At 66.2% G+C, this 12003-nt stretch carries 7 protein-coding genes; 3 read left to right on the plus strand and 4 right to left on the minus strand.

Features of this window, described 5'->3' with window-relative positions; genetic code table 11:
• Positions 1-83: 83 nt before the first annotated feature.
• Positions 84-434, minus strand: coding sequence for a tyrosine-type recombinase/integrase (locus tag ACFPZ3_RS42880; protein WP_379520112.1), 351 nt, complete (start codon positions 432-434; stop codon positions 84-86).
• Between ACFPZ3_RS42880 and ACFPZ3_RS42885 the strand changes: the two genes are divergently transcribed.
• The gene (locus tag ACFPZ3_RS42885; protein WP_379520113.1) at positions 352-1191 is read left to right on the plus strand and encodes an alpha/beta hydrolase; all 840 of its coding nucleotides are present in this window, start codon (positions 352-354) and stop codon (positions 1189-1191) included. The two genes, ACFPZ3_RS42880 and ACFPZ3_RS42885, sit on opposite strands and share 83 nt — an antisense overlap.
• On the opposite strand, the gene ACFPZ3_RS42890 is transcribed toward ACFPZ3_RS42885, so the two are convergent.
• The 3 genes from ACFPZ3_RS42890 to ACFPZ3_RS42900 form a co-directional block, all read right to left on the minus strand.
• A complete protein-coding gene (locus tag ACFPZ3_RS42890) occupies positions 1188-2126 on the minus strand; it encodes a hypothetical protein (RefSeq protein WP_379520114.1) in 939 nt (312 codons plus the stop codon). The two genes, ACFPZ3_RS42885 and ACFPZ3_RS42890, sit on opposite strands and share 4 nt — an antisense overlap.
• A gap of 466 nt (positions 2127-2592) precedes the next feature.
• A complete protein-coding gene (locus ACFPZ3_RS42895) occupies positions 2593-2832 on the minus strand; it encodes a hypothetical protein (protein ID WP_379520115.1) in 240 nt (79 codons plus the stop codon).
• A gap of 14 nt (positions 2833-2846) precedes the next feature.
• Positions 2847-9572, minus strand: a complete 6726-nt coding sequence (locus ACFPZ3_RS42900) for an RHS repeat-associated core domain-containing protein (protein WP_379520116.1) — start codon at positions 9570-9572, stop codon at positions 2847-2849.
• A 1193-nt stretch (positions 9573-10765) separates the two neighbouring features.
• Here ACFPZ3_RS42900 and lepB point away from each other — a divergent pair.
• Both lepB and ACFPZ3_RS42910 read left to right on the plus strand, forming a co-directional pair.
• A complete protein-coding gene (gene lepB, locus ACFPZ3_RS42905; protein WP_379520117.1) occupies positions 10766-11188 on the plus strand; it encodes a signal peptidase I in 423 nt (140 codons plus the stop codon).
• A gap of 111 nt (positions 11189-11299) precedes the next feature.
• Positions 11300-11830: a hypothetical protein gene (locus ACFPZ3_RS42910; protein ID WP_379520118.1), complete on the plus strand. Its 531-nt coding sequence runs from the start codon at positions 11300-11302 to the stop codon at positions 11828-11830.
• The last annotated feature ends 173 nt before the right edge of the window (positions 11831-12003 follow it).

Consider the following 12003-nt stretch of genomic DNA (forward strand, 5'->3'; position numbering starts at 1 on the left):
GATGGATGAACCCTTCGGCGGGCCTCTGGTAGCAGTCTGACGGCTAAGTTGACGGCTAGAGTAGCCATGATCGTTTTTCACAGCTACGTTTCGGGTGGTCGTCGAGGGCGTTGCCCATGCGTTCGATGGCGTCGCGCTGGAGGCGAAGCCGGACGTGCGTAGGTGTCGGCGGTGATCGAGATGTGGGCGTGGCCGAGCAGCTCCTTGATGATGATGAGATCCACGCCGTGATCCAGCAGGAGCGAGGCGCATGAATGTCTCAGAAGGCCATCAACACGCGGCCAAGGTGGTGTGATCGCCCGGGCCGCTTGCCGCTCACTTCGTCCCCTGAAATACGCCTGCCCCAGCCGTATGCTGCTGTTTGTGACTTCAACTGAGCAAGAAATCACATTCCGCACCCTCGATGGCCTCCACCTTGCCGGAACACTTGTCACACCAGCTGAACCCGCCAACCACGCCGTCGTTCTGATGCACGGCGGCGGGGTGACACGCGAGGAGGATGGGTTCTTCACCCGGCTGGCCCTCGGGCTGTGCGATTCCTGCGTGGCGTCCCTGCGCTTCGATCTGCGTGGCCACGGGGGGAGTGAGGGCCGACAAGAAGAGCTGACGCTCTCCGCCATCCTCAACGACATCCGCGTAGCCCTGCGGCATGTCAGTGACGCGACCGGCGCGGCAACCCTCAGCCTGCTCGGCACGAGCTTCACCGGCGGGATCACGGCCTACTACGCCGCCAAGTGCCCGGATGAAATTTCCCGTCTGGTGTTGCTCAACCCCCGGTTGAACTACAAAGAGCGCACGATCGACGGCCGTCCTTTCTGGCAGAACGACTATCTGACCGACGAGGCATCGACGCAGCTCCGCACCCAGGGCTACCTCTTCCACTCGCCAACCTTCAAGCACGGACGTGCCCTCTACAACGAGGTGTTCTGGCTGCGTCCGCATGAGGCGCTCGGCGAGGTGGCCGCGCCGACGCTCATCGTGCACGGCACCAAGGACACCTTCGTGCCAGTGGAAGCGTCCAGGGACGCCGTACCGCAGTTCCGGGCACCGTGCCAACTGGTCGAGATCGATGGTGCCCAGCACGGCTTCGCCGTACACGATGACCCGCATTACCTCGACCCGCAGAGCCAGGAGTGGCAGGCCTTTGTCATCCGGACGGTGGCCGAGTGGCTCATACAGGAGAATCGCTAAACAGGTAGCGCCTCGTCCAGATCCCTCGGTCCGGGCCGTGCGGCCCACGGTCGGAGGGCACGAACGAGGCGCCCCAGCTCACGCTTTCGCAAGGAGCTGGTGGCGTTGGCGAGCTGCACCGACACCATGCCAACAGCAGCGGCTTCATCGGGCTGGCCGGCCAGAGCCAGAGAGAAGGCTCGGCGGGCCAGAAAGTATCCCCTGTCCCGACGAGAAAGCGACGTGCCCTGCAGCACCTCCTGATACAGCCCGGCCGCCCGCGCGGGTTGTCCGGCCTCGATGTAGCAACTGGCGGTTCGCAGAGTCAGGTCGGCACGGCTGTACGTACCGCTGAGCTGCGCCCCGCTGTCGTCACGGCCGCTCTCGAACTCGTCGAGCCATCGGAGGGCCTCGCCGAGCACCCGCTCCACCCTGTCCATCGGTTCACCGACCATGGCGTAGCCGCGGCCTTGCTGCTGCGCAACCTCGGCTCTGACCTTCGCCGGCAACTGCCAGCGTTCAAGACCAGCGGCTTCCGCCAGGGTAAGCACTTTTAATGCATCGCGCCGGTCGTAGGCGAGTTGAGATTTGCGCAGCAACACGTAGCCCTGCATGGGGCCGTCGTCGGCTTCTTGCGCCCATTCGATTGCCCGGTCGTACCAGTACGTTGCCGTGGACAGATCCCCAAGATCGCGGTACAACCAGCCGACGAACTCCGCGGCGTCCGCTCCCACGGCCAGCAGTTGCCGCCGGATCTGAGGCCGTACTTCGCGGACGGAGTGCTGCGTGACCGCGAGCACGGCCTGCACTTTGGGTAGAGCCGCCGATGGACCGTGGGCGCCATCAGCTGCCTTGCTCGCTTCGAGCTGGACGCGCAGCTCCCCCACCACGGAACCATCCACATAGCGGCCAGGATCAGCCAAGATCGCCGCGACAATCTCGGCCCACTTCGGCACCCGGCTGCACCCGGCCTAGTCGCCTCATTCGGTGTCGCATTCATGGGGAAGTCCCCCTGATCGGCCCCAGTCCGAGCTTGGGGTACCCAACCTGACGCCGCAGCACCGCCACCTCGTGACGCAACACCATGATTTCTGCATCCTTCGACACTTGGCTGCGGCCAGCAACATCAGCCAGCCGAACCACCTCGAGCCACGCAAGCTGCTCAGGCCGGAAGCGGCATCGCCCCCGAGAGGAATCGCGGGTGGGTGCGCCGGCGTTCGGAGAGTCAGGCATCTTCGGTCGCCTCTTCCTGAGCCGGGATGCGCTGTCCGCGCGAGTCCGCGATCCTGAGTGCGTCCGTCAGGGCTTCCGCCAACCGGCAAGCCAACCATCGGTATTAAGTCGCCGACAGGGTTTCGCGCTGGGCCGTCAAACGGCATGAGGCCCTCCCAAAATATTCAGAAGGGCCTCATTCGATAACCACTAGATTTCAGTCAGCCATTCCCAGTCGCCGGACCTGGCACGCAGTCGTGTGAACCCTTGTTCCAGGCAGTCGCTGAGGCTGGAAGATTCGGCACGGATAAATCCCTGCCCACCTAGGCCCGGCCCCGACATTACCAACGTCCAAGGGTCCCCGCCTTCCGCCATCCTCTCATCATCCATCTTGAGGATCACGGTGACGCCAGAGCGGCCCAACTTATCCATAAGCTGCTCGATATCCATCTCTTTCGCTCCCATCAGTAGCCTCTCAAGGCCGCCGAGATGTCACTGACGTCATGCAGCTGACCTTTGCCTACCCTGTCGATTACCCTTCGGAGGTCAGCGGAAGTGGGGCCGCTCGTGACGCCGTTCCGTTGCATCAACTGCTCAACGGTAGCCTGAGCAGTTCGCTTATTTCCGTTGTTGAACATGTGACTTCCCGCAATATCCCTGATCACAACTGCCGACTTATCCCAGAAGCTATTATAGCGATTGGCATTAGCCAGGGTGTTCGTTGGCGAGCCGCTCAACAACGTCTCCCCCCCGAAACCGCGGTTAATATCGGCAATCTCGTCCGGACTCACCCCCACCTTGAACCCGCCAGTCAGCGGGCAGCTAGAATTGTGAACCAGGACCGGAGTCTGCCCCGCCAGCACATAGTACGTGTGGAGATCGGCGACAGTTACGTTGTGTACACGCTGGATGGCAGTCCACTCTTTGATGGCAGTGACCTGAATGTGCGTTCCAGCGGACGTTCGCAGCCACATGCCGGGCTGGAGATCGCCGGCGTTGACCCATTTCCTCAGGTCGGGAGCCCAGAACGGATGTTCCTCAGTGGCGATTACCGTGCCAACGCTCCTGTTGTCCCCGGCCGCCCTCTTCCCGCTCTCGGTGCTTCCCTGGACGGTCAGCTCAGCGAGCTTCTTGCGTCCCTCTCCGACGATGACCGCCATCACAGCTTTCGCCGACGTCATGTTGGCTTCGGGATCCGTCGCCATGACGGCGTCACCGATCGCAACCTTTTCGATCGCCTTGGATGTGCCATCCGCCATCAGGACCTTGGTGCCAGCTACAAAACTGTTACAGGGTCTCGTCTTCGACACATAAGGTGGAATTTTGAGATTGGGCAGTTTGATGCTGCCTATCGGCACATTACGGATGGGCTTGTTCACGCCCGGAACGCCCATGCGGTCATCGCCGCCAGGAAGATGGTCGCGCGCCGACCTCAGGTCGAGGTCTGTCTGCTTCCTGAGAGCGTCCCTGCGGGTATCCGGAAGATTGTTCTTGATCGACTCTCTCTTCCGGCTCTTCTCGTTCCGCTGGATCCGCTTCTTGTGGATTTTGCGTTCACGGGCGGTCTTCTTCGCCCCGTTGGCGTTGTGGGTTTCGGCGAAGTTCTGGTTGGCGTTGGGGCGGTTCTTGTCGCGGGAGTAGCCGTAGCTCTTGTCGGAGCTGCCGCCGCCGGCTTCGACGCGGCGGCCGTCGGGGTCGGATTGATCGATGGGGTTGTTGGCGGCGTAGGAGTAGGGGTTGGCCCATTCGGGGGTGCGCAGGTCGAGCTCGGGGTCGGTGGAGATGAACTTGGCGATGGCCGGGTCGTAGTAGCGGGCGCCCAGGTACGTCAGGCCGGTGGAGGCGTCTTCGGTCTTGCCGAGGAAGCCCCGGTCGGTGAAGGGCAGGTCATCGCCACCGCGGCGTTGGCCGAACGGTAGATAGCGTTCGCGGCTGACGGTGCCGGTGGAGTCGTTGACAGCGAGTTGGGTGCTGCCGTGCATGCCGGCGAGCATCCAGGTGACGCCGTTGGCGTCGCGCATGGCGACCAGGTCGCCGTCGGCGCTGCTGTAGTAGCGCTTGCCCGTCACCTGCCCGCCGGCCAGGCGCAGCTCCATGGGGCCGAGGTAGAGGGTGGTGCCGGCATCAGGGTCGCGCCGGATGAGGCGTTCGCCTGCCGGATCGTAGACCATGCCGGTCTGCTGACCGTCGATGGTGGCCTGGGTGAGCTGGCCGAGCTGGGTCCAGCCGAAGGTGCCCTGCTTGCCGCCGACGGTGCGCGCGGTGAGTTGCCCCTTTGAGTCGTAGGCGTAGGTGTCGGTGCCGCTCGGGCGGGCGATGCTGGTGACGGCGTTGGGACGGACGGCGTTGGCGCCGGGGGTGGGATAGGTGTAGGTGGCCGTCTGACCGTTGTCGGTCAGGGTGGTGATGTTGCCGACCTTGTCGTAGCCGTAGGCCTGGCTGTAGGGGTCGAGTCCCTGGGCGTCTGCGGTGCCGGTGCACGAGCTGGCGGTGGTGGTGTAGGCGGTCTTGAGCCGGAGCAGGCCGTCGTAGGTGAAGCATTCGGACTGGCCGTCGGTGGTGCCGGGGATGGCCGAGGCGGCGTCCAGCACGCGGGTGATGTTGCCGGCGATGTTGTAGCTGTAGCGGTCGTCCTGGACGGTGTCCGGGGTGGTCGTGTCGGTCTTGGTTTGGGTGCTGACGCGAGAGAGCCAGTCGGTGGTGGCGTCGCGTTCCAGGACGCGTTTGATCTGTCCGTTGCCGCCCAGCAACCGTGTTTCGATCTTGCCGGTGGCGGTGAAGGTGGTGTCCTTGAGGTAAGTGAAGCCGCCCAGGTCGGATGTGGTGCCCTTGGTGAGGCCCAGGTCGGTGTAGCTGTGCGTGAGCTTCTCGGCGGGCAGACCACCAGCTGCGGGGACGCCTTGTTCACGCAGGTTGCCGGCCGCGTCGTAGGCAGAGGTGAAGGTGTAGTCGCCGGCGAGCGCGCCTTCGCTTGCCGGGATGGTGATCTTGTTGCTGGTGGGCCGGTAGTCGGCGTCGTAGGCGGTCACCGCCTGGCTGTAGGCCTGCCCGCCGGTGTAGCGGATCGAGGCGCTCGGCTGGCCCTTGGCAACGGTGTCGTAGCTCCATTCGGCGAGCTTGGTGCCGGTGTTCGGCTCGCCGGCCCACTGGCTGGTGCGACGGCCCAGGTCGTCGTAGACGGTGGAGACCTTCTGGCCGTTGCCGTCGATGCCCCAGATCTGCCGGCTGGCCGCGTCGTAGCCGTTGTTGGAGGAGCCCGCGTCCGGGTCGGTGGCGGCGGTTTGCCGGTTGAGCCAGTCGTAGGTGTAGGTGCGGACGTTGCCGTTGGCGTCCGTCATCTTCGTCAGGTTGTTGCTGAGGTCGTAGCCGTAGGTGGTGTCGGCATGGTTGGTGGCGTCGGACCATTCCTCGACCTTGACGACGCGGTCGAAGGCGTCGGTGATGGTGGCGGTCTTGCCGCCGACCGGCGGGGTGACCTCGGTGCGGTCGCCGCCGGGGTAGGCGGTGGTGGTGCGCCGCAGTTCGGTGCCCTGGTGGTAGGCGATGGCCGCCGTCGCGCGTTCCTGACCGTCGTAGACGGTCTTGGTCCACTGCGGCAGGCTGGTCAGCGCCGGGTTGAGCAGCCCGCTGCCCGGCTCGCCGCTGTTGTGCACCGGCTCGGAGACCGCCTCGGCCAGACCCCGCGCGTTGTAGGTGGTGGCGATGACGATCCGGCCACTGCTGGGCGAGGCCGTCTGCGACTCGCGGGTGCGGCCGAGGCCGTCCTCGTAGCTGTGGCTGGTGGTCCACTTGGCCGCGGTGCCGCTGCCTGTCAGCAACTGCTTGACGGTGGTCTTGATCGGCTCGGTGGGCTGGCCGTGCCAGCCGTCGAAGTCGATGTCGTAGGAGGCGGTGGCGCTCGGGGTGCCGCCGCTGCGTGGCTGGCCCGGCTTCCACAACGCGACGGTACGGCCCAGCCCGTCGTAGTCCGTCTCGGTGGTCTTGCCGTTGACGTCGGTCTCCGCGGTCGGCTCGCCTAAGGTGTGCGAGACGCGGGTGGTGGCGGTGTGGCCGAGCGTGTTCTTGACGGTGATGCCGTCCTTGGGCCAGCCGACCGCCGGGGTGTAGGTGGTCGTGGACGTCTTGCCGAGCGGGTCGGTCGCGGTCAGCGTCCGGCCGTAGTCGTCGTAGGTGGCCTTGCTGGTGGAGATCGTGCTGGCGGCTGCGTAAGAGCGGACCTCGGTGGGGTTGCCGTCGCTGGGCTTGTTCGTGGCCGGATCGGTGCCCGCGTCGTACAGCATGATCGTCCTGCCGACCAGAGTTCCAGCGGCGCAGTCGTCGCCGGAACGCTTCTCCACCACCGACGAGAAGTTGATCAGCCACTGGCCTGTGTCGGCATTACGGGCGTAGCTGGTGCTGGTGCAGGAGTTGTCGGTGGCGACGCCGTCCTGGCCGTAGTCGTTGACCCGGTCCGGCAGCCCGTCGGCGTTGTGATGGGTGCGTTCGTCGGTGTAGCGCCAGGTGCCACCGGTGACCTTCTGCCGGGAACGCTCGCGCGTCTGTAACACGTAGGCCGGGTTCTGACCTGCGGGCCCGGTGCCGGTGGAGGCGAGCGTGTACTCCCAGCGGGTGGAGTCGACCTCGGCATAGGCGCGGGGGCTGAGCGCGGTCATCTGCCAGGTCTGTTCCTGCAGCACCTGGCCCTGCAGCAGGGTCGTGTCGGTGACGGCGGTGCCGTCGAAATCGGTGACCGTGCCGCCGGTGCCGCGCAGGAACGTGCGGGTGGTAACGCTGTAGCCGGCCGGGTCGCTGCCCGAACCCTGGACGGTGCGGACCTGGCCGTAGCCGCGCCAGTCCGAGCCGTCCGGCGCCAGGTTGGGCTCGGCGATTTGGACGGGGTTCGTCCAGCGTGGGCTGCCGAGGAACTCGTAGGTGTTGACCATGTCCGGCGATCCGCCGACCATGTCGCGTTCGACCACCTTGGTGGCCAGCTGCTTGTAGTAGCGAGTCCAGGCCTCGAAGCCGCCCTCGGGATCGCTGCCCATGTCGACCTGGTAGCAGTCGCCGACCTGGTCGCTCATGTAGTTGGAGCCGTCACGCCCCTTGCCGCCGCCGCACGGGTCGGCCTGGCCGTAGGTGACCTGGACCCGGCCGCCCATGCCGTTCTTGATGGCCGCGATCCGCGGCACCATCCGCCAGGACAGCTGATCTTCCCAGTCGGAGTTGTTGCTGTAGTCCATCCGGCCGGCCAGCATCACCGCGTCGAAGTCCAGCGGCGGCAGCGTCACCGCCGGTTCGGCCGCCAAGCCGCTGTGCTGCACGGTGTCCAGCCACATCGCCGCGTCCCACGGCAACCCCTGATCGGTGCGCTGGTACACCCAGGTGTGGGTGAAGTCCAGCTGGTCCACCAGATCCCACGCCCCCGAGGTGGGGTTGCGCGACTCGGTCTCCAGGCTGATCAGCTCCTGGTCGGTGTAGAACGCGATCGCGTCGTTGTCACAGCCCGCCTGCTCCTCACACAGCAGGTCGGTGGGCACGTCATCACCGCTGCGGGGGTCGGTGTAGAACGTCATACGCGCGGTCGGCGCACTGGCCGCCACCTGCGTGTTGTGCCCCCACGCCACCGAGGCCAGGAAGCCGCCCCGATCATAGGGCAGCACCTCATACACCTCATCGATGCAGGAAGGCAGGCAGAAGTAGTTGCTCTCCTTGGTGTAGGAATAGTCGATCACGTTCTCGTTGCGGTCGACCTCCTGGTCCAGATTCCACCGCCACACCCCGGTACAGGTGGGCGGGATAAAGTTGTCCCGGTAGCGGGCGTAGCACGGCTCGCCCACCTCATCGCCGACGTAGGGCACCTGCCACTGGGCATCGGTGGTGGAGCCGAACCGCCAGACCTGCCCCTCCTGATCGGTGATCTTCCAGTACGCGTTGCCGCCCGCACCCCCGGCGACCTGCTCGATCTTCCAGCCGAAGTCCGGGACCGTCTTCCACGCCCCCGCTTTGGTCTTGATGAGCTGCGCCGACCGGCCGCCCGCGCTCAGCACCAGCTCCGACTGCGTCCGGTCGGCGCCGGCCACGTTCTCATCCGGCGACTCCCAGCACAACGCCCGCCCGAACTTGCCCGCCTCCTCGGCAACCCAGATCAGCTCGGCGGACTCGTCGTAGAAGGTGGTCACCTCGCAACGGCGGAAGCGCCGCTCGATGAAGCCCGTGCTCAGATCCCAGCCGGCCCCGACCGCGCTGGACTGGTTGTTGGTCCAATCACCCTGCCCGTCCACCGAGGAGGCGTCGTACTGCAGCGACAGATCCGGACCGTTACCGGCCACCGACGGCGGCTCCGGCAACGGCACGTCATAGTCGAACCCGCCCCCCGACGTGCCCGCCTGCCAAGTACCCGACGGCTTCAGGTCCGTGGCCCCCCAGTTGCCGTCCGGACCGGTCAGGTTGCCCGCCAGCAGATACACCGAGCCTGCGGCCGACTGTGCCGCCAGCGCCGCCTTCGCCGCCTTGGCCGCGTCCGCCTTCGGGTTCTTGCCGGGTGCCGGCGGCTTGACCGCCGCCTCGGCGGCGCCGACCGGGGCCGCCTCCACCTCGGCGGTCAGCGTGCCCGCCTTTACATCATTGGTCGACGACACCACCGTCGGCCGCACCACACACGAGCGCGGACGCGGCACCGCCACCGCGCACGCGGCCAGCCGCACCACCTGCAACCGGGTGGCGAACTGGCCGCCATAGGCATCCCGGAAACCGGCGTAGGAGAACGACGCCCGTACCTTGCCCGGCGCCGTCCCACCATCGGCCCGCACCAGCCGGGCGGCCACGCCCACCCCGCCCAGCTTCGCCGCGGTCTCCGGCGCCAGCGTCTCCACCGACACCTTGTCCGGCCCGCCACCGGCAACCTGGCCCACCCGCACCGGCAACGCCCCGGCCTCGGCCAGCTTGCCCACCGCCGGCACGCTCACCTCGGCCCTACCCGGCTTGGGCCACACCGGCTTGCTCGGCGTCACCTTCCGCGTCGACCCCTCCGCGCCCTTGGCCACCTTCTGGTCCGGCACCGGCCGCGCATCCACCGACTGCTCCGGATCCGGCGCGGCCGCCGCCGCCTGCTGGATCAGCTGATCAGGCACGCCCACGCTGGAGATCAACACCAACGTCGCCAGACCGACCACCAAGGCCACTAACCAAACTCGCAGACCACGACCGCGCATCCCAAAACTCCTTCACGGCACGCTGACGCAGACCCCGGACAAACGGGGCCGTCAGACGGCTAAAGCAGACATAAGGACGATCAATGGGAATGTGATCGACAACTCAAGATCGGTCAACGATGAGAACGTCACTTACCCGACACCACGAGTAAGACAGCGTCAGCGACTGATGCCATGCGCGCTGGTCAACCACCCCGTCAAAGGACCCTGCTCACCACGAGAAATAAGTCGTGTGATTTGGATCACAGTTAAGCATTAGCCATGGAATTCCGACCAGCAATCCGCCCAACGGAGACACACATACACCTGCCAGATCCGGCAGCCCCGGTGCGGCGCAAACCCCGGAGAACCGGTGGCGTTTACCTGATCAACATTTAGTCCCCGGCTCAAAATCGTGTGTGCTCTTGTGGCGGCTGGATGGCTCTCTCCTGGGGTGGTCCTCCTGCTCCTTGTCGACGCTGGAGTCCACGATGCCGACCTTGATCGGCGCACCGGGAATCCCGGCCTAGGCAAGCGTGAAGTAGCCCTCGGAAGCGTCGATATCGGCCTCGTTGATCTGGTTCAGGTGGTACTGCTCGCTGAAGCGAGGGTCGCCAGGGAAGAGCGTCGAGCGTGATGAGATAGTTCGGCTCGACGTACTCCAACGACGGGTCTCAAGGTTGACGGCGACCCGTGCCGGGTCTTCGGGGGTCTGCACCAGGTCGGCGCCGACAGCAGCGTACGCAGCAGATTGACGCCGCCGGAGCGACGCTCCAGGTCGCGCCGCGCCTGCGGGGCGACGTCCTGTTTGTACTTCACGATGACCGATTGGCCATCGTACGTCTGGGACGCCGCCGCAGGCGGTGGCTGGAGAGGTCACGAACTGCGGGTTGAGCGTCCAGGTTCCTCCCCCTGCCGAGAGCAGAACGAAGCCGGGCGGCCTGGTAGACCGTCCGGCTCTCCCCTGCCGATCAGCCGCTGACCGGCACGAGCTGTTCCAGCGCCATGGCAGCGGCATCGGCGCCACCCGCAGGCCGGAGCACCTCCCTGACGTTCGGCTGTCACTTTGCGAGCCATGATCCGCTGTACGCCGGCACGCAGGTTGGTCTCCCCACGTGCAGAGGCGCGGGCATCGACTCGGCGAAGGGCGCACCGCCCGGGTGCTGTCAGGGCCAGCGGGCACGGCGCTGCCTACCCTCCGGCATAATGCCCTGGTGATTCGTGTGCGCGTGGCCGCCGTGGCGCTTGTTCTTCTATCGGTCCTGACTGCCACCGCAGGCTGCGGGCTCCTGAGCGCGGCTGTCGGCGAGTCCACTCTCTCAATGTCGAGCGAGTCGATGAAGCCGACAATTCAGCCGGGGACGCGCTTCATGGTGCGGCGGATCGACGACGGCTACGTTCCCCGCCTCGGCGAGATAGTCACCTTCCGCACACCGAACGGCTGGAGCGGTACAACCCCGGATAGCCTGTACGTGTCCAGGGTCATCGGCGTACCGGGAAGCACGGTGATGTGCTGCGATTCCCAGGGCCGGCTCCAGGTGGACGGCAAGGCGCTGGATGAGCCATACCTTGCCGCCCCACCCGCTTCACACATGCGGTTCGACATCAAGGTTCCACCCAATCGGCTTTGGGTGTAGCTCTTTTGTAGTGAGTTGCTGAGCTGGGCGTTCGCTGTCCTGGCTGTTTGATCGCGTTGCCGGCTTCTACCGTGGGTGCAGGCGTGTGAGGCGGTGGTGGCGATGGGGTCGTTGCTGGAGGAACTGGCGCGGCGGCAGGCTGAAGCCCGGCAGCGGATCGAGGAGTTCGGCCGGCAGCTCGCCGAGGTGCGGGCGCGGTTGGAGGCCGAGGAAGATCGGCTGTCTCGGCTGCTGATCGCGCAGGAGGTGGTGGAGGAGATCCTGGGCGGAAAGGGCCGGCTCGGCGCCGATCCCGTGCCGGATGGCGAAGATGGCGATGCCGCCGGCGCTGAGCAGGACGGTCCAGGCAGCGAGGCCGAGGTGACGCGGCGGGGCGTGGTGACGGTGCCGCCTTGGCGGGAGAACCTCGGGCCGTCGGTGTTGCCGCAGGCGTATCGGGATGTGCTGGAGGTGCTGGCCGATGCCGGGCGGGCGATGCGGGCGGGCAAGATCTCGGCAGCGTTGGGGCGCGGGGAGTCGGCTGCGGCGGTGGAGGGTCTGCGGGGCAAGCTGCGGCGGCTGGTGGAACGGGGCTGGCTGGCTCAGGAGGAGCCCGGACTGTTCGCCCTGACCGAGCAGGTCCATCGCCAGATCGCCCGGTAGAAGGGCGAGGGGCGGGCGACGGTGGCGCGTCACCGTGATGTGCCGGTGGTGGTGGTTGGCGGGGGCTCTTGCTTGCCGGAGGTTCGAAGGTGCGACCCAAGTCGAATCGACCGGCAAGGAAGAGCCGATGACACCGTACGACACCGCCCTCAGAGCTGACTGCTTTGCAACCT

It is taken from the genome of Nonomuraea insulae (assembly GCF_042656245.1).

Excerpts from the sequence above, each read along its gene's own strand:
- ACFPZ3_RS42895 (WP_379520115.1), bottom strand. The coding sequence starts at position 2,832 with ATGGATATCGAGCAGCTTATGGATAAGTTGGGCCGCTCTGGCGTCACC.
- ACFPZ3_RS42885 (WP_379520113.1), top strand. The coding sequence starts at position 352 with ATGCTGCTGTTTGTGACTTCAACTGAGCAAGAAATCACATTCCGCACC.
- ACFPZ3_RS42900 (WP_379520116.1), bottom strand. The coding sequence starts at position 9,572 with ATGCGCGGTCGTGGTCTGCGAGTTTGGTTAGTGGCCTTGGTGGTCGGT.